The sequence below is a fragment of the Bradyrhizobium nitroreducens genome (genome assembly GCF_002776695.1).
Classification (GTDB): Bacteria; Pseudomonadota; Alphaproteobacteria; order Rhizobiales; family Xanthobacteraceae; genus Bradyrhizobium; species Bradyrhizobium nitroreducens.
In genome coordinates this window covers 2,939,682-2,961,033 of record NZ_LFJC01000003.1, presented here as the reverse complement: position 1 = coordinate 2,961,033, position 21,352 = coordinate 2,939,682, and the positions used below count along the sequence as shown (strand labels likewise).

Sequence of the window (21,352 nt, the reverse complement as noted above, 5' to 3'; positions counted from 1 at the left end):
CGAATCGTCGTCAGCAGCCGCCGCAAAGAAAATGGCCGCGCAGGCTTTCGCCGCGCGGCCATCTCTACGATGCGGAGAGATCAGAACGGACGGCAGCGGCCGGCGTACCAGCGGAAGCCGTAGGGGCACACGCGCGCACGCGGCACGACGACGACCGGTGGGGCTACATACACGGGAGCCGGGCGCACCACGACCGCGCCGCGCATCGGACGGCAATTTCCATAGGGACCGCGATAGAACCCACGGCCGCAGCCCTCGGCGGCGCTGGCCGCCTCGCTGAAACCGACGACCGCGCTGGCGAGCATGGCGGCTGCGAACAGGTATTTCATTTGATCTTCCTTCTCGTCCTTTGGGGCAAGTCTTTGCGAGCTAGGCGCTCATGAATCAAAAGACACGATTCGACATGTCAAATCTTGCAACATATCGACACGGCGCGATCCAAACCTGCCAATCAGGACCTGAATGCGGCATGAACGTTCCCTCAGCATGCTGCTTGAGGCGACAGACATGGCGCCGGGGGCTGTGAGGGCTCGGCCGCACTGTGCCGCGCTGCGGGAGGCACTCGGCGCCCACTGTCAGTCCTTCGGCTTACCGAACAGCGCGGCAAACTGCTTCTCGCCGGTGCGGGTGAAGTTCACCACGCGGCTGCCGGGCGTCGCGTCACGTGCCGCCCATTTCAGCTCGGCGAAGCGCTGCATCATCGCGGCCCCGAGCGTGCCGGCAAGGTGATGCCGCCGCTCGCTCCAGTCGAGGCAGGCCTTGCACACCGGACGGCGCGGGTGGGTGAGCATGTCGGATGAGATCTGCAGGTGTTTTGCGAGAAACCGCTCGCCCTCGGCCGTCAGCTCGATGTCCTGCTTCTTCTGCCGGACCAGATTCCGCTCGCGCAAGGAATCCAGCATCTGCACGCCGAGATCGCCAGCGAGATGATCGTAACAGATCCGCGCGCGCCGCAGCGCCGGATCCTTCGGCCCGGTGCGCACCCGCATGTGGCCGGTCCGCGCGGCGAGACCCGCGAGGCCTTCGAGCACGCCGGCGACGTCGTCGTCGGTGAGGCGATAGTAGCGGTGGCGGCCCTGCTTCTCCGGCTCGACCAGCCCGCCGACCTCGAGCTTGGCCAGATGCGAGCTCGCCGTCTGCGGCGTGATGCCGGCCTCCTGCGCCAGCTCGCTCGCGGTGAGCGCGCGGCCGTTCATCAGCGCCGTGAGCATGTTGGCGCGGGCGGGATCGCCGACCAGCGAGGCGACCATGGCAATGTCGGGTCCTGATTTCATGCTTCGATGGTAGCCGAAGCATAGTGGTCGGGCAAGGGCGTAGCCTGTTGCTGCAAACACGTCATTGCGAGCGAAGCGAAGCAATCCAGTTGCTTCAGCGGCGAGAGTGTTGCTCGCGCTTCGCGCAAGGAAAGATCAGGAGCCCCTCATGTCCGTCACCGTCTTCATCCGTTACCAGCTCGATCCGTTCAAGCGCGCGCAGTTCGAGGAATATTCCAAGCGCTGGCTCACCATCATCCCGAAATGCGGCGGCGACCTGATCGGCTATTTCATGCCGCACGAGGGCACCAACAACATCGCGTACGCGCTGATCACCTTCGAGAGTCTCGCCGCCTATGAGGCCTACCGCGCCCGGCTGCGGCAGGATGCGGAGGGCATGGCCAACTTCCATTTCGCCGAGGACCACAAATTCATCCTCGCCGAAGAGCGCACCTTCCTGCGCAAGGTGGTAGTGTAGGCCGGATAGCAGCAGGAGATGCCCATGATCGCCGTGATCTTCGAGGTCTGGCCCAAGCCCGAACACCGCCAGGACTATTTCGACCTCGCAGCCGATCTGAAGCCGCTGCTGCAAACCATCGACGGCTTCATCTCGGTCGAGCGCTTCGAGAGCCTGACCGACAAGGGCAAGATCCTGTCGGTGTCGTTCTGGCGGGACGAGGCCGCGGTGCAGGCCTGGCGCAACACGATGGAGCACCGCCGCACCCAGGCCAAGGGCAGGGCACAGATCTTCGCCGATTATCATTTGCGCATCGCAAGCGTCATCCGTGACTACAGCATGAACGATCGTGAGCAGGCGCCGAAGGACAGCCGGGCGGTGCACGACGCGCGCTGACGCATGATCCGGGAGAGTGCGAAGCGGTTTTCCGGAAAGATCATGCGCAAACAACAACCTGAAGTGCGCTGACGATTCATCCAGGTCTCGTCGCGCTTCAGGCGCGAAAGGGGTATTCAATCCATGGTGGACATCTCGCGCAGGTTGTGAGATGTCTATACCGCGCTTCCTGTTTTTTGGGGGCGCGTGTCGTTGCAGTCAGAAATTGATTTCAATCCGCCCTCGATCGATGGGCGGACAAAATGCGCCGAGCGGTTAGAGCGAGGTGTTGCATATGACGATTTTCACCGGGCCTCCCTCCGATGCCATTCGAAACAAGCCCATCACGAATGAACTGAAGAACGTGCTCGACACCGCGGCCGTGGCGGCGGGGATCGACACGATCCGGATTACGTCGGGCGGACAGGATGCGATCGGTCATGGAACCCGTCGCACGGGATCCACACGCCACGATCTCGGGCGCGCCGCCGACGTGCAATGCCTCGTCGGTGGTCAGGCATTGACGTTCACCGACGACGCGGCGCCGCCGGGCATCTTGCGTTTCGTGACGGCTGCGGCTGCGGCGGGCGCCACCGGCATCGGGGCAGGCGTCGGCTACATGGGCAACCGGACGATTCATATCGGCTTCGGCACCTCCGTCGACGATCACAACAGGCTGACCTGGGGCGCTGGCGGTCGATCGGCCACGGCTCCGCAATGGTTGCGCGACGCGGCGCAGGATGGCTGGGATGCGGGCGGAGCCGTGCCGCCCGCGGCACCGGTCGCCGCTGGCGCTCATCCCGGACGTTTCGTGGTGATCGCGCGCGATGGACTGAAGCTGCGTGGCGGGCCGGGCACGAATTTCGATCCGGAAAGGACGTTGCCCGCCGGCACGGAGCTGAATGTCGTAGCGGTCTCCAACGTCGATCCCGCCTGGGTCCGCGTCGACCTGGAAGGCGACGGTCTGCTCGACGGCTATGTCTTTGCAGCCTTCCTCGCCGAGGTCGGGGCTGCGCCCGATTGAGGCCGGTCACAGGGCCCATCGTTTCCTTGTTCCAGCGACGGAGTTCATCATGGTGAGCGTCGACGATATCAGGTGGTTCAAGCAGCAATTTCGCACGCAGATCGAGGCCGCCTTGCCGGGTACGCCCTTCGATGTCGACATGATCGCTGCGATCGCGTGCCAGGAAACGGGCTACATCTGGTCCGTGATCCGCAAGAAGAACCTTCCGCTCGATCGCATCCTCGCGCTCTGCGTCGGCGACACCATCGATTTCCAGGGACCGGGCAAGGGACGGCAGGCCTTCCCGCGCAACAAGGCACATCTGCTGGGAGAGCCGCACGGGCGTGAGATGTTCGATATCGCGCGCGACGGCCTCGAACAGATGTCGGCCTTTGTCCGCGGCTACGAGCGTGCCGTGGCCAATCCCGACAAGTTCTGCCACGGGTTCGGAATGTTTCAGCGCGATCTCCAGTTCTTCAAGGACGATCCGCACTATTTCCTGGAGCGGCGCTACGAGAACTTCTCCGATACGCTCGCGCAATGTCTCGGAGAGCTGGAGCGCGGGGTGAGGAAGCTCGGCTTCCAGTCCAGGACGAAGCTGGCCGATCTCGAATTCTGCGCCGTCGCCATTGCCTACAACACCGGTGGCTACAATCCGGCGAAGGGCTTGAAGCAAGGCTTCAAGGACGACAGCGGCAAATTCTACGGCGAGCAGATCTTCGACTTTCTGACGTTGTCGCGGACGGTCGACGGCGCCGCGGTGCTGGCGCCGGGACGTTATGTCGTGATGGCTCGCGGCGGCCTGAAGCTGCGTGGCGGGCCGGGCACGAATTTCGACTCCGAAAGGACTCTGCCGCCCGGCACCGAAATCAACGTCGTCGAGACCAGCAGCCAGGATCCGGCATGGGTGCGGGTGGACCTGGAGGGCGACGGCCTGCTCGACGGTTACGTGTTTGCAAGCTTCCTCGCGCCAGCCCAGCAGCATATGGCTGGAAGAGAGGATGTCCCCGAGCCGGCCTGACGTGGCGGGTTCACTGAGCGTGTCCGCAACCATCTTGTTGGACGAGTGCGCCGCCTGAGGCGGCGCACTGGCGATCGGCGCGGTGCATCCCCATCTCTGCGGCGCAACTCATCGACATGGGGAGAAGAAACATGCACGTCACCACGGCGGACAAGCGCGCGGCCTTCAGGAAGCTGCACGAGAGCGGCTGCTTCATCCTGCCCAATCCGGTCGATGTCGGCAGCGCCAAGGCGTTGCAGCATCTCGGTTTCAAGGCGATCGCCTCATCGAGCGCGGGCTTTGCCTGGACCATCGGCAAGGCCGACAACCACGTCAACGTCGAGGACGTCTGTCAGCATCTGGCAGCATTGAGCTCGGCCGTCGACATCCCCGTCAACGCCGATTTCGAGGGCGGCTTTGCGGTCGAGCCGGACAGGGTCGCGGACAATGTCGAGCGCTGCGTGCGCACCGGCGTCGCCGGCCTGTCGATCGAGGATTCCACCGGCGACAAGGACAAGCCGATCTACGAGCGCGCGCTCGCGGTCGAGCGCATCGAGGCCTCGCGCAAGGCGATTGGCGACAGCGGTACCCTGCTGGTCGGGCGCTGCGAAGCCTATTTGTGGGGCGTGACCGATCTCAAGCTGGTCATCGACCGGCTTACCGCCTATGCGGACGCCGGCGCCGACTGCCTTTATGCGCCGGGCCTGAAGACCCGCGAGGACATCAGCGCCGTGGTGAAGGCTGTCGCACCAAAACCGTTCAACCTCCTGATCGGTGGGTCCGGCCTGTCACGGAGCGAAGCCGAGGACCTCGGCGTGCGCCGCATCAGCGTCGGCGGCTCGCTCGCCCGCGCCGCCTGGGGCGGCTTCATGCGGGCGGCGAAGGAGATGGCGGAGAAGGGCACGTTCACCGAGCTCGGCAGCGGCTATCCCGGCGGCGAGCTCAACAAGATGTTTGGCTAGCGCATGATCCGCTGACCTGCGCAGCGGTTCTCCGACACGATCAGGCTCGGATAGAACCAAACGAAAAAGCGGCGGGACTTTCGTCCCGCCGCTGTCGCAGATTGTTGCAATTCGTTACTTCGTGCTCTCGGACGGTGCGGCCGGATCAGGCGCCGCAGGCTTGCTCGGCGCTGCACCCGTGGTCACGCCCGGCTCGGTGTTGGCGCGCGGCGTCACGTCGCGCATGCCGGGAGGCGCGGCCGGATTGATGGCAGGCGCCTGCTGTGCGGTCTGCGTCGCCGGCGGGTTGCTGGCCTGGTTGCCATTGGTCGTATTGTTCAGGCCGTAGAACACGGCACCCAGCACCAGTGCAATCGCAACGGCGAATAACGCAACCTTGCCGCTGGAGGCGGGGCCTTCGCCAAGCTCGGGATCGACCTGAAGGTCTGCATCCCGGCGCGCCGCGCGAAGATACTCATCGTCGGCGAGGTTGGCGCGGTACGGATCGTTGGGAAAACGGTCGTCAGCCATGGATTGGGTCTCCTCGGTTATGACGCCCGGACAACCCGTGGATGCGAGATTCCGTTCCGCGTCTCCTCATGCTTTCGTCGCATGTTGCCCTGCCGCCGGGAATCGGGAACCTCTGTTCCGGGAATGGACCCGGGTTCCATGGTTGCGACGAGGGAACAAGCACAAGGGAACAGGGCAATGTGGACTCTGCCGCCGAGCGATACCGTGCTGCATTTCCTGTCGCTGGTTGCGATCGCCGCTCAGGGCATGACGGCTGCGCTCGCGGCCGGACGACGCAGCATGGACTGGCTGGGTGTGTGCTTCCTCGGCTGCATCACCGCGCTTGGCGGCGGCACGTTGCGCGATCTCTTCCTCGGACATTATCCGCTGGCCTGGGTGCAAAACCCGATCTATCTCGCGCTGGCCGGCGGTGCGGCCTTCCTCACCATCCTGTTCGCGCGTCTCGTGCACCGGCTCAAGGTCGCCTTCATCGTGCTCGACGCCATCGGGCTCGTCGTCTTCACCATGACCGGCTGCGACGTCGCCTGGCAGATGGACGCCTCGCTGCCGATCGTGATCGTCTCGGGCATGGTGACGGGCTGCGCCGGCGGCGTCCTGCGCGACGTGCTCTGCAACGACGTGCCGCTGCTGTTTCGCTCCGAGCTCTACGCCAGCGTCTCGGTGGTCACGGGCCTGTTCTACGCCACCGCGTTCGGCCTCAAGCTCAACGCCGAGCTCTGGACCCTCCTGACCTTCGCGCTCGGCATCAGCTTCCGCCTGCTGGCGGTGCGCTACAAATGGGAGATGCCGAAGTTTGTCTTCACGGAGGATGAGGACAAGGAGCGGTGATTTCGCCCCGCTCTTTCCCGGTGATTGCGAGCGCAGCGAAGCAATCCGAAGATGTGTCCGCGGAAACAGTTGGGATTGCTTCGCTGCGCTCGCAATGACGAGGAGGCCGTAACGAGCTACTCCTGCTTCCTCGCCTTCGCGACCTGCGCCGGCGTTACCAGCAGCCCGGCATTGCCCCAGGAATTGCGGATGTAGTTCGTCACCGCCGCGATCTCCTCATCGGACAGCTGCTTGGCATAGCCCGGCATCTCGCCGGTGTTGGGGGCGCGCGGCGTGGTCACGGTATGGGCGCCGTCGAGGATGATGCGCAAGGTGGAGGACGGATTGATCGATTGCAGCAGCGCATTGCCCGGCAGCGGCGGATAGATTCGTGGGGCGCCCGAGCCGTCGGCCTCGTGGCAGGCGATGCAGAATTTTGCGTAGACGGCCTGGCCCGCCTTCATCTCGGCCTCGTCGGGCGGCGTCACGATGGTCTCGCGCCGCGCCGGCGGCAGGCTCTTCAGGTAAACCGCGATCGCGCGCACATCGGCATCGCTCATCTTCGACGTCGAATTGACGATCACCTCGGCCATCGGCCCGCCGGCATGGCTCCTGGCATTGCGGCCGCTCTGTAGATATTCGGCGATGTCCTGTGCGCTCCACGACTGCAGCCCGGTGCGCACCGCGCCATCGAGCCGCGGCGCGTACCAGCCGCCGAGCGGGCTGCCTGCGAGGGCCTGCGCGGTCTTGTCCGCGCCGAAATAATTCTTCGGTGTGTGGCAGGCGCCGCAATGACCGAGCCCGGTGACGAGATAGCCGCCTCTGTTCCAGGTCGCGCTCTTGCTCTGGTCCGGCTCGAACAGGCCGGGCTTGAAATACATGGCGTTCCAGATCCGCATCAGGCCGCGATAGCCGAACGGCCAGCGCAGCTCCGGCGGCTTGTTGCGGTTCGCGACAGGCGCGAGCGTGCCGAGATAGGCGCGGATCGCCAGCGTGTCGTCCTTCGTCATCTTCGTGAAGTAGGGATAGGGGAAGGCCGGGTAATAGTTCGAGCCGTCGGGCGCGATGCCGCTGCGTACCGCGCGCACGAAGTCCGCGTCCGTCCACGCGCCGATCCCGGTCTCGCGGTCCGGCGTCAGGTTCGGCGCGTAGATCGCGCCGAAGGGGGTGTCGATGCGCTTGCCGCCGGCGAACGGCTTTGCCGGATCGGCCGTGTGGCAGCCCGCGCAGTCGCCGGCCTCGACCAGCGTCCTGCCATAGGCGATCAGTTCCGGCGACGGCTCGGCCGCGCTTGCAACCGCACCGCACAACGCCAAACCGGCAACAGCCAAGCCAGTCAGAATCGTCCGCATCGAAAGCCTCTCCTGCGACCAATCGCCCGCATCCGGCATGGCGGGCGCGTCATTCATTTCGCCACAGTGGGGGTATGGTGACACAAATTGAAAACGGCATGCGTGTTTCAGGCCACGAAGTTGCGATTTTTACCCAGGCCTTCCTTTGGTCCAGATTTGTGATGCGCCGCGTTAAATATCCGACATAGAGTGGCGGAGGTGGTCGGCGCGCCCTAGCTAAAAACAACGGGAAGGCAACGGCTTAAGTCAGCAAGACCTGAACAGGGCGATAAAGAGGACAGCATGGGCATCAACCAGGGTCCGATCAGTCTCGATCAAAAATACACCCAGGAAACCGGGCACGTCTTCACCACGGGCATCCAGGCCCTGGTCCGCTTGCCCATGGCCCAGATCCGGCGCGACCGTGCGGCGGGCCTCAACACGGCAGGCTTCATCTCCGGCTATCGCGGCTCGCCGCTCGGCGGCTACGACCAGCAGCTGTTTGCCGCCCGCAAACACCTTGAGCAGTACAACATCAAGTTCCAGCCCGGCGTGAACGAGGATCTGGCGGCGACCGCGGTCTGGGGCTCGCAGCAGCTCAACCTCTCGCCCGGCGCCAAATACGACGGCGTCGTCGGCATCTGGTACGGCAAGGGCCCCGGCGTCGACCGCTGCGGCGACGTGTTCCGCCACGGCAATGCCGCAGGCTCGGCCAAGAACGGCGGCGTACTGTGTCTCGCCGGCGACGACCATGGCGCAAAATCCTCCACCGTTCCGCATCAGTCCGACCATGCCTTCATGTCGGCGCTGATGCCTTATCTCTATCCTTCGAGCATCCACGAGATGATCGAGATGGGCCTGCTCGGCATCGCGATGTCGCGCTATTCGGGCTGCTGGGTCGGCATGAAGGTGATCACGGAGACGGTGGAGACCACCGCCGAGATCGACCTCACCGACGAGATGAAGCCCTTCGTCATCCCCGCCGATTTCGAACTGCCGCCCGGCGGCCTCAATCTGCGCTGGCCCGACGACCGCTTCGAGCAGGACCGCCGCCTGCAGGACTACAAGGGCTTTGCCGCGATCGCCTTTGCGCGCGCCAACCGGGTCAACCGCGTCACCATGGATTCGCCGAACGCCCGCTTCGGCATCATGGCCTCGGGCAAGAGCTACGAGGACGTCCGCCAGGCGCTGCGCGAGCTCGGGATCACCGAGGAGGTCGCGGCAAAAATCGGCCTTCGTCTCTACAAGATCGGCATGCCCTGGCCGCTGGAGCCGGAAGGCGTGCATGAATTCGCCGTCGGCCTGGAGGAGATCTTCATCGTCGAGGAGCGCCGCGAGATCGTCGAGAACCAGGTCAAGCAGGTGCTGTTCAACTGGCGCGACGACGTGCGCCCGCGCATCGTCGGCAAGATGGACGAGCACGACAAGCGCTTCCTGACCTTCGCCGCCGAGCTCAGCGTCGCCTCGCTTGCGACCTCGCTCACCGAGCGACTTCTCAAGCTCGATCTCAACCCCGAGATCGCTTCGATGCTCCGCGCCAAGGCCGACTGGTTCAACGGCCGCCAGGCGACCCAGATGCAGGCGGTCGCACCCGTCTCCCGCACTCCGTATTTCTGCTCCGGCTGTCCCCACAACACCTCGACCAAGGTCCCCGAAGGCAGCCGCGCGCTCGCCGGCATCGGTTGCCATTTCATGGCGCTGTGGATGGACCGCTCGACCGAGACCTTTACGCATATGGGCGGCGAGGGCGTGCCGTGGGTCGGCATCGCGCCCTTCACCAACGAGAACCACATCTTCGCCAATCTCGGCGACGGCACTTATTTCCACTCCGGGCTGCTCGCCATCCGCCAGGCGGTCGCCTCCAAGACCAATATCACCTACAAGATCCTCTACAACGACGCGGTCGCCATGACCGGCGGCCAGCGCCATGACGGCGATCTCTCGCCGCAGCAGATCACGTTCCAGCTCCACGCCGAGGGAATTCGCGAGATCTATCTGGTCTCGGAGGCGCCCGACGCCTATCCGGCCGACACCATCGCGCCCGGCGTGAAGAAGTACCATCGCGACGAACTCGACAACGTCATGAAGATGTGCCGCGAGTACAAGGGCACGTCCGCGATCGTGTTCGTGCAGACCTGCGCCGCCGAGAAGCGCCGCCGCCGCAAGCGCGGCCTGATGGAGGACCCGGCGCGCCGCGTCATGATCAACCCGGCCGTCTGCGAAGGCTGCGGCGACTGCTCGGTGCAGTCGAACTGCATCTCGGTCGAGCCGCTGGAGACCGAGTTCGGCCGCAAGCGCACCATCAACCAGTCGTCCTGCAACAAGGACTATTCCTGCCTCAAGGGTTTCTGCCCGTCCTTCGTCACCGTCGACGGCGGCAAGCCGCGCCACCGCGCACCCAGCGAGCTTGCCGATATCGGCGAGCTGCCGGAGCCCGCCTCGCGGCCGACGCTCGACAAGCCCTACAACATCGCGGTCGGCGGTGTCGGCGGCACCGGTGTGCTCACCATCGGCGCGCTGCTCGGCATGGCCGCCCATATCGAGGGCAAGGCCTCGATGATCCTCGACATGTCGGGCTTGGCGCAAAAGGGCGGGGCGGTGCTCAGCCACGTCCGCCTGTCGGATCATCCGGCGGAAGTGACGTGCTCGCGCATCGTCACCGGCACGGCCGATCTCGTGCTCGCGGCCGACGAGGTGGTCGCGGTCGCCAAGGACACGATCTCGCTGTGCGACACCAGCCGCACCCGCGGCATCATCAACAGCCACGTCATTCCCACCGCCGATTTCGTCCTCAACCGCGACTTCAACTTCCAGACCCGCAAGCTGAACGGGCTCCTGGAAACGGCGCTGCACAAGGACTCCGTGTTCTTCGATTTCACCAAGCCGGCCGAGCAACTGCTCGGCGATGCCATCGCCACCAACATGATGATGATGGGCTATGCCTATCAGAAGGGCCTGTTCCCCCTGTCCGCGGAATCGATCGAGCAGGCCATCGAGATCAATGGCGTCTCGATCAAGATGAACAAGGAAGCCTTCCGCCTCGGCCGCCTCGCGGTCGCCGATCCCGCACGTCTTGCCGACATGCTGAAGGGGACCGACGAGGTGGTTGCGCCGAAGACGCTGGACGCGATGAGCCTCGACGAGGTCATCGAGCACCGCGCCAGGCACCTCACGGCCTATCAGAACGGCCGCCTTGCAAAACGCTATCGCAAGCTGGTCGACCAGGTTCGCGATGCCGCGGTGAAGGGCGGCTATGGCGATGCGTTGCCGCGCGCGGTCGCAGTGAACTATGCGAAGCTCCTGGCCTACAAGGACGAGTACGAAGTCGCGCGCCTCTACACCGACGGCGCCTTCGAGCAGCAGCTTCGCGACCAGTTCGAGGGTGACTTCAAGTTCAGCTTCAATCTCGCGCCGCCGATACTGGCGAGCGGTGTCGACGCGCTCGGTCGTCCCAAGAAGCGTGCCTTCGGCCCGTGGATGCTGAAGGTCTTCCGCGTGCTGGCGAAGTTCAAATTCCTGCGCGGCACGGCACTCGACATCTTCGGTCGCAGCGCCGACCGCAAGCTCGAGCGCGATTTGATCGCCGGCTACGAGAAGGACGTCACGACCGTGCTCGGTCTGTTGTCGCCCGTCACCGTTGACACCGCGGTGGAGTTGCTCTCGCTGCCCGACCGCATCCGCGGCTATGGCCCGGTGAAGGAGAAGGCGGTGGCGGATGCCAAGGCGCGCTACGCCCAACTGGCTGCGGACCTGGCGAATCCCCCGCCGGCGCCGCGGCAGATCGCGGCGGAGTAGCCCCGTGTCCATCCGGGCGAGGTCACCTATCTCGTAAGCGGGACCGTCGACAGCAGATGAAGCTGCCCTATGAGGAAGGTTCCGTATTTGCAATGCCGCTTCCAAACGGTGGATTTGCCCGTGGAGTCGTAGCCAGAATGCCCCGCAACGGAAAAGTTCTGCTGGGGTACTTTTTCGGTCCGCATCTCGAAGCGCGGGGGGAGGCGACGCTCGATGACCTTCATCCTGATCTTGCCGTCGCCAGAATCCGCTTCGGAGACCTGGGGCTGATCGAGGGTCGGTGGTTGATCCTTGGCAATATCCCGAGTTGGAATCGGGCAGATTGGCCATTCCCCGACTTTGTCAGGCGCGATCCAATCTCGAGAAAGGCTTGGCTGGTGCGGTACGTGAACGACGATCCGCTTCGCAGCGTGTCCGAACTTCTCTCGAACTATGAAGACCTTCAGCTGCTGGACAGTGACGGCCTGTTCGGTGCAGGAGCGGCGGAAGCAAGGATTTCGAAGCTTTTGCTTGCTCAGCTGCATTAGTGGGCGGCCGCCTCTCCCGTAGCCCGGGTGAGCGAAGCGATACCCGGGGCAGTGCTCGCGGGATCCCGGATGTCGCTTCGCTCATCCGGGCTACACCCCACCGTACCATCCGTTGTGCTGTCCGTCGGGCAAAACACCCATCCCGTAGGTCAATCCGTCAGCGCAAAAACATTCCGCTTTACCGAAATTCGGAATTGTCGTATCACCCCGCCACCTCATCCCTCTCAGAGGGGCGTATCGCGATCGTCACGAAACGCGGGGTGAGCGGCGGTGGACTCGGGCTGCGTCGCACGGGCAATCGTCTCGTGCACACGACAGGCGCGGTCTCGCGTACGGCAAAATCGTGTGGTCCTGACGCCCGAGGTCTGGCGTCAAGTCTTGCGGTCACCCGCAAGGCGACGGGGGCAATAGTGCAACGCTCCCCGGGGAGAGCGCGGGATAAGCCGTCAAACCACTGCGCAGGGAAGGCCGGATGTTCGGCCGCACCTGTATGCCGCTGTGCATCTGTTCTTCGCGCATTCGCGCACAGCGGACCGTGGGTGCCCAGCCGGCACCCGGTCTTCCCTGCGCCCTCTGTTTTCGGAGGGAGCAAGACGGACGCAAAGCTCGGGCGAAACGCGCCGCGAGGATGCGGGGGTGTGTCTGGCCGTCATTGCGATGTCGAAGGAATCAGCCCTGCATAACCGTCATCCTGAGGTGCGAGCCTCTTCGGCGAGCCTCGAAGGACGACGGCCCGACTGTAGCCGCGCAGAGGCAGCTCGGCCGTTCATCCTTCGAGGCTCCCCAAGCGGCGCGTTGCGCCGCTTGCCTCGCGCCTCAGGATGACGGTGCCGGTGTTGCGCCGAGCCGCTGCCCTCTCGCAGGGCGGAATATTTCCGCGCTTGCCAATCCGCCCGGTGCGGTTCAGAAAAACGGGGCAATAAGAAACGCGAGCGGAGACCTCTGTTTTGACCATCAAGGGCAAGGCCTACATTGCCGGGATCTATGAGCACCCGACCCGGCATGCGCCGGACAAATCCACCGCCCAGCTCCATGCCGAGGTCGCCAAGGGCGCGATCGAGGATGCCGGGATCAGCAAGGACGATGTCGACGGCTATTTCTGCGCGGGCGATGCGCCCGGCGGCGCCTGGCCGATGGTCGATTATCTCGGCCTCAACACCAAGAAGCTCCGTCACGTCGATTCCACCGAGACCGGCGGCTGTTCCTATATCATCCATCTCGGCCACGCCGCCGAAGCGATCGCCGCGGGCAAGTGCTCGATCGCGCTTGTTACGCTCGCCGGCAAGCCGCGCACCGGCGCAATGCCGCCGCGCGCGGCCGGCGCCGAGGTCGATTTCGAGTCCGCCTACGGCGCGACCACGCACAATGCCTATGGCATGTGTGCCATGCGCCATATGCACGACTATGGCACCACCAGCGAGCAGCTCGCCTGGATCAAGGTCGCAGCCTCGCATCATGCGCAGTACAATCCGCATGCCATGCTCAAGGACGTCGTCACCGTCGAGGACGTGCTGAACTCGCCGATGATCTCCGATCCCCTGCATCGCATGGATTGCTGCGTCGTCTCCGACGGCGGCGGCGCGATGATCGTCACGACGCCCGAGATCGCCAAGAGCCTGAAAAAGCCGCTCGTGCGCCTGATCGGCCATGGCGAAGCCATGAAGGGTCCGCGCGGCGGCAAGGATCTCGATCTCACATACTCCGCCGGAATCTGGTCCGGCCCGCGCGCGTTCGAGGAGGCCGGCATCACGCCGAAGGACATCAAATACGCCTCGATCTACGACAGCTTCACCATCACGGTGCTGATGCAGCTCGAGGATCTCGGCTTCTGCAAGAAGGGCGAGGGCGGCAAGTTCGTCGCCGACGGCAATCTGATCTCGGGCGTCGGCAAGCTGCCGTTCAACACCGACGGCGGCGGCCTCTGCAGCAACCACCCCGTCAACCGCGGCGGCATGACCAAGATCCTCGAGGCTGTCAGGCAGCTGCGCGGCGAGGCGCATCCGAAGGTGCAGGTCAAGAATTGCGATCTCGCCATCGCCCACGGCACCGGCGGCCTTTTGGGTGTTCGCCACGCCGCCTCGACGGCCATTCTGGAGCGCGTGTGATGAGCGAAGCAAAGAAGTACCCGGCCCCGGTGACGAACCCCGAGACCGCTGCGTTCTGGGACGCGGCGAAAGAGGGCAAGTTCATGATCAAGCGCTGCACCGCCTGCGGCGAAGCGCACTACTTCCCGCGCTCGATCTGTCCGTTCTGCTATTCCGACAAGACGGTGTGGGAGGAGGCCTCGGGCGAGGGCACGATCTACACTTGGAGCCTGATGCGGAAGTCGCCGACCGGCCCGTACGCCATCGGCTATGTCACGCTGAAGGAGGGGCCGTCAGTGCAGACCAATTTCGTCGACTGCGATCTCACGACGCTGAAGATCGGCCAGAAGGTGAAGGTGGTGTTCAAGCCCACGGATGGCGCGCCGCTGCCGTTTTTCACGCCGGCCTGATTGCTTTCTTCCTTCTCCCCTTGTGGGAGAAGGTGGCGCGAAGCGCCGGATGAGGGGTATCGCTCTGTAAAGCCAGCTTTCGATGCGGAGGCAACCCCTCACCCAAACGAGTTTGATGCGGGCAGCATCTGGCCCTCTCCCACAAGGGGAGAGGGCGCATCAATAGGCGCCGCCGCCCGCTGAAACAACGCCGGGAGGAAACCACAAAAATGTCCGCCAGATACGAAGAACTCAAAGGCCTGAAGAACCTCGGCCAGAAATACGCCTACGGCGATCGCGAGGTCATGCTCTACGCCTACGGCATCGGCCTCGGCGCCGATCCCATGGACGAGAACGAGCTCGCCTTCGTCAACGAGGGCACGTTCACGCCGCGGCCGCTGAAGGTGGTGCCGACCTTTGCGTCCGTCGCCGCCTGGGGCTCGGGGCCTGGCGAGATGAATCTCAATCGCGTCATGGTGGTGGACGGCGAGCGCGACATTACCTTCCACCAGCCGCTGCCGGTGGCCGCCAACATCACCGCCGATTCCTCCGTGCTTGAGGTCTATGACAAGGGCAAGGACAAGGGCGTCGTCATCGTGCACCAGACCGTGCTGAAGAACGAGAAGGGCGAGAAGCTGGCAACGCTGGTGGCCTCGCGCTTCGCCCGCGGCGACGGCGGCTTTGGCGGGCCGAACCTGACCCAGCCCGATCCGCACAAGATTCCCTCGCGCGCGCCCGACAAGACCATCGACATCACCACGCGCCCGGATCAGGCGCTGGTCTATCGCCTCTGCGGCGACCGCAACCCGCTGCACTCCGATCCGGAGTTTGCCAAGAAGGCCGGTTTTCCGCGCCCGATCCTGCACGGCATGTGCACCTACGGCATCACCTGCCGCGGTGTGCTGCAGACCTATGCCGACTACGATGCCAGCGCCTTCCGCCAGCATGTCGCGCGGTTCTCCTCGCCGGTCTTTCCCGGCGAGACCGTGACGATGGATCTCTGGAAGGACGGCAACACGATCTCGTTCGAAGCGAAGGTGAAGTCGCGCGGGGTTACCGTGATCAAGAACGGCAAGACCGTGCTGGGTTAGGCCAGTCTCGTGCCCCGGACGCAGCGCAGCGCGCCTTCGCGGTGCGCTGCAGAGGCGGGGCCCATAGAGCCCAGGCGAAGAAAAGAACTGGGTCCCTGTGTCTGAAAAGCCTGTCATAATGATGGTGGGCGGGAAGCCGTTGGGTCCTTGGCGCTTGACGCCGTGAGCCGGCTCGGTCTCCCGCCCGTTCCATTCAACAACCTGAACAGTTGCACGAGGCTGCGCCAACAGACCTCGCATCACAGGGACAGGCACCGTGATCATATCCTCTCGTTGCGTCGGAATCGACGTCTCCAAACATCATCTCGATATTTTCGATGAGGCCGTCGGTGTATCGGAACGCATCGACAACGCGACACACGCCATCACACAGCTGGTGGCGCGTTGGCGATGCGATGCGCTGGTCGTCTTCGAGGCTACGGGGGTCTACGACCTCGAGCTTCGTGAGGCACTGCATCGGGCCGGCATCCGCTTTGCCCGTATCAATCCGGCCCGTGCCCGCGACTTTGCCCGTGCCAGCGGCCAACTCGCCAAGACCGATCCGATCGATGCGCAGATGCTGGCGGCCTTCGCCCGCGCCATGAAGCCCGCCACCGAGCAGGCCGCGACACCCGCCCGCAACGCTTTGGCAAAGCTTGCAAAACGGCGGGACCAACTGGTTGCTATGCGAGCCCAGGAAAAGAACCGCCGCAGCGAAGCCGAGGACCGCGCCATGGCGGAACGCATCGCTCGCCTCATCGAGGTCCTCAATTATGAGATCGCTGAAATCGAGACCGAGATCAATGCGCTCGTCAAAGCCGAGCCGGAGCTTGCGGACGATGCACAGCTGATGCGCTCGGTGCCCGGCGTGGGGCCCGTCGCCTGCATGCAACTCCTCACCCAGATGCCCGAACTTGGGCGTCTCGGGCCGAAGGAAGTGGCCGCTCTTGCCGGCCTGGCTCCCTTCAATGTCGATAGCGGGGCTTATCGAGGCAAGCGCAAGATCGGCGGCGGACGAAAGCGCGTCCGCGACGCCCTCTACATGGCTGCTCTCAACGCCATTCGCCGCGCCGACCGCTTCAAGGCCTTTTACGACCGGCTGCGCCAAGCCGGCAAACCAGCGAAGCTCGCCCTCATTGCTGTCGCCAGGAAGCTGCTGACCATCCTCAACGCTATGCTGCGCGACCGAAAAATCTATAAGGTCGCACCGTCAACATAACAGTTGCCGGATCTACGCGCGCTTGAGCCGCGCTTGTCCGGGACGACGAGAACCGAGATCCGATGACCCATCCCTCACCCTGGCGCGCGACGGTGCTGACGCTGTTTCCGGAGATGTTCCCGGGGCCGCTCGGCGTGAGCCTCGCCGGGCGGGCGCTGGCTGGCGGGCTCTGGCAGATCGAGACACGGGACATCAGGGCTTCCGCTACCGACCGCCACCGCAGCGTCGACGATACCCCGGCCGGTGGCGGCCCGGGCATGGTGCTGCGGGCGGACGTGCTGGCGGCGGCCATCGACGCGGCGGAGATCGGCGAGGGGCGGCCGCGCCTGCTCATGAGCCCGCGCGGTCGGCCATTGACCCAGGCGCGGGTGACGGAGCTCGCCCGGGGCCCAGGCCCCCTGATCGTGTGCGGGCGCTTCGAGGGCATCGACCAGCGCGTCATCGACGGGCGGGGCCTGGAGGAGGTCTCGATCGGCGATTACGTGCTGTCCGGGGGCGAAATCGCAGCTTTGGCCCTGATTGACGCCTGTGTCCGGCTGCTGCCGGGGGTGATGGGCAAGGAAGCCTCGGGAACCGAGGAAAGCTTCTCCGACGGCCTTCTGGAGTACCCCCAATACACCCGCCCGCAGCTGTTCGAGGGGGTTCCGATCCCGGAGATCCTGACCTCCGGCGATCACGCCAAGGTCGCCGCCTGGCGGCGGGCGCAGTCCGAGGCCCTCACGGAGGCCCGGCGGCCCGATTTATGGGCCCAAATCCCGCCCAGGCCGGCGAATCGGGCCGGGCGCCAAAAAACGCCAAAAAACAAGACAGACGGGTGACAAACGCTCCGGCTTGCCTTATAGCAGCGGCCAAATCCGCAATGGCTGGATAGACGAATTTTGCGCAGCCCCCCGTTTCCAGGGCTGGGCGCGCCGATGGAGATTTACCCATGAACCTGATCCAACAGCTTGAAAAAGAGCAATTCGACAAGCTCTCCGCCAGCAAGGAGATTCCCGAGTTCGGCCCCGGCGACACCGTGATCGTCAACGTGAAGGTCGTCGAAGGCGACCGCACCCGCGTGCAGGCCTATGAAGGTGTCTGCATCGGCCGTTCCGGCGGTGGCCTCAACGAGAGCTTCACCGTCCGCAAGATCTCTTACGGCGAAGGCGTGGAGCGCGTGTTCCCGGTGATGTCGCCGATGATCGACTCGATCAAGGTGGTGCGCCGCGGCAAGGTGCGTCGCGCCAAGCTCTATTACCTCCGCAGCCTCCGCGGCAAGTCGGCCCGCATCGTCGAGAAGACCGAGCACGCCAAGGCCGTCAACGAATAAGCTCGCTTACAGGCAAGTTTTCGAAAGCGCGGGGCTCGGCTCCGCGCTTTTTTGTTGGCCAAATGCCCTCCGGCCCCGTCATTGCGAGCGAAGCGAAGCAATCCAGAGTCTATCCGCGGAAGCAGTCCTGGATTACTTCGTCGCAAGGGCTCCTCGCAATGACGACACAGCTAGGCTCTCGCGCTTTTACCGCTGCGTGCTATATAGCCTCTAGAATGTTTCCAGATCCGACCAGCCTCGTCCCCGTCAAGCGCATCGTCATCGACGACCGCTCGCGGCTGCCCGGCCGGTTCTTCGGACGCTTCGCGACCTCGGCAACGTCAGAGCTTACGCGCGCAGCCTAAAAGCTGCGCTGACGATTTTGTTGCCCCGCGCGCCACCCGCGCCCATCCGCTTCACACATTCTTTCGGAGCTGACGCTCATGTCCAAGCCGACCACCCTGTACGACAAGATCTGGAACGACCATCTGGTGCACGAGGCCGAGGACGGCACCTGCCTGCTCTACATCGATCGCCATCTGGTGCACGAGGTGACCTCGCCGCAGGCGTTCGAAGGCCTGCGCGCCACCGGCCGCAAGGTTCACGCGCCGGAGAAGACGCTCGCCGTCGTCGACCACAACGTGCCGACCACCGACCGCACCAAGCCGAATCCCGATCCTGAAAGCATCGAGCAGATCAAGGCGCTGGCGGAGAACGCCAAGGAATTCGGCATCGAGTATTACAACGAGTTCGACAAGCGCCAGGGCGTCGTCCACGTCATCGGCCCCGAGCAGGGTTTTACGCTGCCCGGCACCACGATCGTCTGCGGTGACAGCCACACCTCGACGCATGGCGCGTTCGGCGCGCTCGCGCACGGCATCGGCACGTCCGAGGTCGAGCACGTGCTGGCGACGCAGACGCTGATCCAGAAGAAGGCGAAGAACATGCGCGTCACCGTCGACGGCAAATTGCCTGATGGCGTGACGGGCAAGGACATCATCCTCGCCATCATCGGCGAGATCGGCACCGCCGGCGGCACCGGCTACGTGCTGGAATACGCCGGTGACGCGATCAGCGCGCTCAGCATGGAAGGCCGCATGACGGTCTGCAACATGTCGATCGAAGGCGGCGCCCGCGCCGGCCTGGTCGCACCCGACCAGAAGGCGTTCGACTTCCTGCGCGGCCGGCCGAAGGCGCCGAAGGGCGCCGACTGGGATGCGGCGATGCGCTATTGGGAGAAGCTGCGCTCGGACGACGGCGCGCATTTCGACCACGAGCTGCGGCTCGATGCGGCAAAGTTGCCGCCGATCGTGACCTGGGGCACCAGCCCCGAGGACGTCATCTCGGTGACCGGATTCGTGCCGGATCCCGACAAGATCGCGGACGAAGCCAAGCGCATCTCCAAGCATCGCGCGCTGAAATATATGGGCCTGACCGCGGGTACGAAGATCACCGACATCAAGGTCGACCGCATCTTCATCGGCTCCTGCACCAATGGCCGCATCGAAGACCTGCGCGCGGCGGCAAAGATTGCTGAGGGCAAGACCGTTTCAGCGCATGTCAACGCCATGGTCGTGCCGGGCTCCGGCCTCGTGAAGGAGCAAGCCGAAGCCGAGGGTCTGGACAAGATCTTCATCAAGGCCGGCTTCGAATGGCGCGAGCCGGGCTGCTCGATGTGCCTTGCGATGAACCCGGACAAGCTCGCCCCGGAAGAGCGCTGCGCCTCGACCTCGAACCGCAATTTCGAGGGCCGCCAGGGTTTCAAGGGCCGCACCCACCTCGTCTCACCGGCAATGGCAGCAGCAGCCGCGATCGCGGGCCACTTCGTCGATGTCAGGGACTGGCGCTAAGCCTGTCCCTCCAATTTGAGCGATCGCGGCAAGCCGCCCTTAAATGATCGCCTGACACTCTCGTCCTCGCGAAGATTTCGCGAGGACGCGCGCCATGGCCAACAAGCCTGAATATGTCGACCTGATCGGCGAGGCCACGCGCCAGCACCGTCGGCGCGCGGCCCCCTTGCGCATCGCCGCCAAGCCCGAGGTCGAGGAGACCTCGAAGCTCAGCCGCTGGCCGCCCGCGATGTTCAAGCAGTGGAAGCTGGACAATCTGATGCGGTGGAAAGCTTCGTCGTGGAAGCTGAAGGATTGGCTGTAATTTGGCCCGTCATTCTGGAGCGCCCGAAGGGCGAATCTGGAATCTCGAGATTCCGGGTCTGGCGCTGACGCGCCATCCCGGAATGACGGCCTAACTCACATCACCAATAGTAGCGATACGGATGGTGCCAGCGATGCCAGCGGCAGATGCGGCGCGGGCCGTAATAGGTCCAGACGATCCGGCAGCGGCGAGGGTAATGATAGTAGGAGTAGGCGGGATAATAGCCGCCGACATAATAGCGCCGGTGGAAGTGGCGATGGCCGTAGTGAGGCCGATAGATCCCGTAGCGATGAAATCCGCCATAGCGGTGAACGCCGCCATAACGATAGCCACCGCCGTGGAAGGCCGGCGCGGCGCGGAAGCCGCCGATATGAGCGCCATGGAATCCACCGCCACGGAAGCCGCCGATGTGTCCTCCGCCACCCCGGAAGCCACCGCCGCCGTGGAAATGTCCGCCGCCGCCATGTCCACCGCCGCCGTGACGAACCTGCGTGACGAGATCGTCGGTCGCGGCCTTCGTCGCAGGTGACGTCGCCGGATTGATCAAGGTCAGCGCTTCGGCACGGCGCGCGGTGCCGGCCGACAGCATCAGCGTCGCGGCCGCCGCAATCCCGAGCAGACGCATCGGGCCTATCCTGAAACCCAAACTCCTCAGCATGGAATCCTCCCTGAATCTGGACAGCGGAGTTGCGATGCTCGTTCCCGGCCCGCGTCATCCCTGTTCAATTGCAGTCGCTCCCGGGATTAAATTGCGGACAGCGATGTGAACGCGCCATGAATGAACGAGGCCCGAAGTTGCGACGCGGTGCCGCGACGAGAGGAGTTTTGAAAGATGACCGTCTACGCAATCGCGCAGCTGAAGATGACGGACCGCGCGACCTATGACCGCTATCAGGCGCGATTCTTCGAGGTGTTCAGGAAGTTCAATGGACGGCTGCTCGCCGCCGATGAGCAGCCGCGCGTGCTCGAAGGAACCTGGCCGCACGACAAGCTCGTCATGATGTCGTTCCCCGACGAGGCCGCTTTCCTCGCCTTCTCGAGCTCACCCGACTACGAGGAGATCTCGCGCGACCGCAAAGCCGGCGCGCAGGCAACCGTGCTGCTGGTCAAGGGATTTGCGCCCGCCGG

At 64.5% G+C, this 21,352-nt stretch carries 22 protein-coding genes; 17 read left to right on the top strand and 5 right to left on the bottom strand.

The window, feature by feature from the left end:
- Positions 1-80 precede the first annotated feature (80 nt).
- Together TSA1_RS14540 and TSA1_RS14535 are read right to left on the bottom strand one after the other, a co-directional pair.
- Positions 81-329: a GCG_CRPN prefix-to-repeats domain-containing protein gene (locus TSA1_RS14540; protein WP_097658768.1), complete on the bottom strand. Its 249-nt coding sequence runs from the start codon at positions 327-329 to the stop codon at positions 81-83.
- Positions 330-575: 246 nt separating this feature from the next.
- Positions 576-1,274, bottom strand: a complete 699-nt coding sequence (locus tag TSA1_RS14535; RefSeq protein ID WP_174718905.1) for a winged helix-turn-helix domain-containing protein — start codon at positions 1,272-1,274, stop codon at positions 576-578.
- A gap of 148 nt (positions 1,275-1,422) precedes the next feature.
- Here TSA1_RS14535 and TSA1_RS14530 point away from each other — a divergent pair, with 148 nt between their 5' ends.
- The 5 genes from TSA1_RS14530 (at position 1,423) to TSA1_RS14510 (ending at position 5,050) form a co-directional block, all read left to right on the top strand.
- Positions 1,423-1,731, top strand: coding sequence for an NIPSNAP family protein (locus tag TSA1_RS14530; RefSeq protein ID WP_100176975.1), 309 nt, complete (start codon positions 1,423-1,425; stop codon positions 1,729-1,731).
- Positions 1,732-1,755: 24 nt separating this feature from the next.
- Positions 1,756-2,106: an antibiotic biosynthesis monooxygenase family protein gene (locus TSA1_RS14525; RefSeq protein WP_100176974.1), complete on the top strand. Its 351-nt coding sequence runs from the start codon at positions 1,756-1,758 to the stop codon at positions 2,104-2,106.
- A 274-nt stretch (positions 2,107-2,380) separates the two neighbouring features.
- Positions 2,381-3,109: an SH3 domain-containing protein gene (locus tag TSA1_RS14520; protein ID WP_100176973.1), complete on the top strand. Its 729-nt coding sequence runs from the start codon at positions 2,381-2,383 to the stop codon at positions 3,107-3,109.
- Between the two features lie 49 nt (positions 3,110-3,158).
- The gene (locus tag TSA1_RS14515; protein ID WP_100176972.1) at positions 3,159-4,109 is read left to right on the top strand and encodes an SH3 domain-containing protein; all 951 of its coding nucleotides are present in this window, start codon (positions 3,159-3,161) and stop codon (positions 4,107-4,109) included.
- 131 nt (positions 4,110-4,240) lie between these two features.
- The gene (locus TSA1_RS14510; RefSeq protein WP_100176971.1) at positions 4,241-5,050 is read left to right on the top strand and encodes an isocitrate lyase/PEP mutase family protein; all 810 of its coding nucleotides are present in this window, start codon (positions 4,241-4,243) and stop codon (positions 5,048-5,050) included.
- Between the two features lie 114 nt (positions 5,051-5,164).
- Here TSA1_RS14510 and TSA1_RS14505 read toward each other — a convergent pair whose 3' ends face one another.
- The gene (locus TSA1_RS14505; RefSeq protein ID WP_100176970.1) at positions 5,165-5,560 is read right to left on the bottom strand and encodes a hypothetical protein; all 396 of its coding nucleotides are present in this window, start codon (positions 5,558-5,560) and stop codon (positions 5,165-5,167) included.
- A gap of 177 nt (positions 5,561-5,737) precedes the next feature.
- Between TSA1_RS14505 and TSA1_RS14500 the strand changes: the two genes are divergently transcribed.
- A complete protein-coding gene (locus TSA1_RS14500) occupies positions 5,738-6,388 on the top strand; it encodes a trimeric intracellular cation channel family protein (protein WP_100176969.1) in 651 nt (216 codons plus the stop codon).
- 116 nt (positions 6,389-6,504) lie between these two features.
- On the opposite strand, the gene TSA1_RS14495 is transcribed toward TSA1_RS14500, so the two are convergent.
- On the bottom strand, positions 6,505-7,719 hold the full coding sequence (locus TSA1_RS14495) for a c-type cytochrome (RefSeq protein WP_100181123.1): 1,215 nt from the start codon (positions 7,717-7,719) through the stop codon (positions 6,505-6,507).
- Between the two features lie 282 nt (positions 7,720-8,001).
- On the opposite strand from TSA1_RS14495, the gene TSA1_RS14490 reads away from it, so the two are divergent.
- The 10 genes from TSA1_RS14490 (at position 8,002) to TSA1_RS14440 (ending at position 20,224) form a co-directional block, all read left to right on the top strand.
- A complete protein-coding gene (locus tag TSA1_RS14490) occupies positions 8,002-11,493 on the top strand; it encodes an indolepyruvate ferredoxin oxidoreductase family protein (RefSeq protein WP_100176968.1) in 3,492 nt (1,163 codons plus the stop codon).
- Positions 11,494-11,549: 56 nt separating this feature from the next.
- Positions 11,550-12,020 carry an immunity 26/phosphotriesterase HocA family protein gene (locus TSA1_RS14485; protein ID WP_100176967.1) on the top strand — a complete coding sequence of 157 codons (471 nt, stop codon included), beginning with the start codon at positions 11,550-11,552 and terminating at the stop codon, positions 12,018-12,020.
- Between the two features lie 947 nt (positions 12,021-12,967).
- Positions 12,968-14,125: a thiolase domain-containing protein gene (locus TSA1_RS14475; protein WP_100176966.1), complete on the top strand. Its 1,158-nt coding sequence runs from the start codon at positions 12,968-12,970 to the stop codon at positions 14,123-14,125.
- A complete protein-coding gene (locus TSA1_RS14470; RefSeq protein ID WP_100176965.1) occupies positions 14,125-14,514 on the top strand; it encodes a Zn-ribbon domain-containing OB-fold protein in 390 nt (129 codons plus the stop codon). Before TSA1_RS14475 ends, TSA1_RS14470 begins: the two co-directional genes overlap by 1 nt.
- 209 nt (positions 14,515-14,723) lie before the next feature.
- Positions 14,724-15,584, top strand: coding sequence for a MaoC family dehydratase (locus TSA1_RS14465; RefSeq protein WP_100176964.1), 861 nt, complete (start codon positions 14,724-14,726; stop codon positions 15,582-15,584).
- A gap of 256 nt (positions 15,585-15,840) precedes the next feature.
- The gene (locus tag TSA1_RS14460) at positions 15,841-16,782 is read left to right on the top strand and encodes an IS110 family transposase (protein WP_100176963.1); all 942 of its coding nucleotides are present in this window, start codon (positions 15,841-15,843) and stop codon (positions 16,780-16,782) included.
- 62 nt (positions 16,783-16,844) lie between these two features.
- Positions 16,845-17,600, top strand: a complete 756-nt coding sequence (trmD, locus tag TSA1_RS14455; protein ID WP_100176962.1) for a tRNA (guanosine(37)-N1)-methyltransferase TrmD — start codon at positions 16,845-16,847, stop codon at positions 17,598-17,600.
- A 110-nt stretch (positions 17,601-17,710) separates the two neighbouring features.
- On the top strand, positions 17,711-18,091 hold the full coding sequence (rplS, locus tag TSA1_RS14450) for a 50S ribosomal protein L19 (RefSeq protein ID WP_100176961.1): 381 nt from the start codon (positions 17,711-17,713) through the stop codon (positions 18,089-18,091).
- Positions 18,092-18,513: 422 nt separating this feature from the next.
- The gene (gene leuC, locus TSA1_RS14445) at positions 18,514-19,920 is read left to right on the top strand and encodes a 3-isopropylmalate dehydratase large subunit (RefSeq protein WP_100176960.1); all 1,407 of its coding nucleotides are present in this window, start codon (positions 18,514-18,516) and stop codon (positions 19,918-19,920) included.
- Positions 19,921-20,014: 94 nt separating this feature from the next.
- Complete coding sequence (locus TSA1_RS14440; RefSeq protein WP_100176959.1) at positions 20,015-20,224, top strand: hypothetical protein; 210 nt, start codon at positions 20,015-20,017, stop codon at positions 20,222-20,224.
- A 100-nt stretch (positions 20,225-20,324) separates the two neighbouring features.
- Here the strand turns inward: TSA1_RS14440 and TSA1_RS40265 are convergent, their stop codons facing one another.
- Positions 20,325-20,882 carry a hypothetical protein gene (locus TSA1_RS40265; protein WP_210421892.1) on the bottom strand — a complete coding sequence of 186 codons (558 nt, stop codon included), beginning with the start codon at positions 20,880-20,882 and terminating at the stop codon, positions 20,325-20,327.
- Between the two features lie 174 nt (positions 20,883-21,056).
- On the opposite strand from TSA1_RS40265, the gene TSA1_RS14430 reads away from it, so the two are divergent.
- A partial coding sequence (locus TSA1_RS14430; RefSeq protein WP_100181122.1) for a DUF1330 domain-containing protein occupies positions 21,057-21,352 on the top strand: 296 nt, incomplete at its 3' end.

Coding starts and splice junctions, on each gene's coding strand:
- TSA1_RS14510 (WP_100176971.1), top strand. CDS start 4,241: ATGCACGTCACCACGGCGGACAAGCGCGCGGCCTTCAGGAAGCTGCAC.
- TSA1_RS40265 (WP_210421892.1), bottom strand. CDS start 20,882: ATGCTGAGGAGTTTGGGTTTCAGGATAGGCCCGATGCGTCTGCTCGGG.
- TSA1_RS14540 (WP_097658768.1), bottom strand. CDS start 329: ATGAAATACCTGTTCGCAGCCGCCATGCTCGCCAGCGCGGTCGTCGGT.
- TSA1_RS14530 (WP_100176975.1), top strand. CDS start 1,423: ATGTCCGTCACCGTCTTCATCCGTTACCAGCTCGATCCGTTCAAGCGC.
- TSA1_RS14440 (WP_100176959.1), top strand. CDS start 20,015: ATGGCCAACAAGCCTGAATATGTCGACCTGATCGGCGAGGCCACGCGC.
- TSA1_RS14465 (WP_100176964.1), top strand. CDS start 14,724: ATGTCCGCCAGATACGAAGAACTCAAAGGCCTGAAGAACCTCGGCCAG.
- TSA1_RS14525 (WP_100176974.1), top strand. CDS start 1,756: ATGATCGCCGTGATCTTCGAGGTCTGGCCCAAGCCCGAACACCGCCAG.
- TSA1_RS14490 (WP_100176968.1), top strand. CDS start 8,002: ATGGGCATCAACCAGGGTCCGATCAGTCTCGATCAAAAATACACCCAG.
- TSA1_RS14505 (WP_100176970.1), bottom strand. CDS start 5,560: ATGGCTGACGACCGTTTTCCCAACGATCCGTACCGCGCCAACCTCGCC.
- TSA1_RS14470 (WP_100176965.1), top strand. CDS start 14,125: ATGAGCGAAGCAAAGAAGTACCCGGCCCCGGTGACGAACCCCGAGACC.
- TSA1_RS14515 (WP_100176972.1), top strand. CDS start 3,159: ATGGTGAGCGTCGACGATATCAGGTGGTTCAAGCAGCAATTTCGCACG.
- leuC (WP_100176960.1), top strand. CDS start 18,514: ATGTCCAAGCCGACCACCCTGTACGACAAGATCTGGAACGACCATCTG.
- TSA1_RS14485 (WP_100176967.1), top strand. CDS start 11,550: ATGAAGCTGCCCTATGAGGAAGGTTCCGTATTTGCAATGCCGCTTCCA.
- rplS (WP_100176961.1), top strand. CDS start 17,711: ATGAACCTGATCCAACAGCTTGAAAAAGAGCAATTCGACAAGCTCTCC.
- TSA1_RS14535 (WP_174718905.1), bottom strand. CDS start 1,274: ATGAAATCAGGACCCGACATTGCCATGGTCGCCTCGCTGGTCGGCGAT.
- TSA1_RS14520 (WP_100176973.1), top strand. CDS start 2,381: ATGACGATTTTCACCGGGCCTCCCTCCGATGCCATTCGAAACAAGCCC.
- TSA1_RS14500 (WP_100176969.1), top strand. CDS start 5,738: ATGTGGACTCTGCCGCCGAGCGATACCGTGCTGCATTTCCTGTCGCTG.
- trmD (WP_100176962.1), top strand. CDS start 16,845: ATGACCCATCCCTCACCCTGGCGCGCGACGGTGCTGACGCTGTTTCCG.
- TSA1_RS14495 (WP_100181123.1), bottom strand. CDS start 7,719: ATGCGGACGATTCTGACTGGCTTGGCTGTTGCCGGTTTGGCGTTGTGC.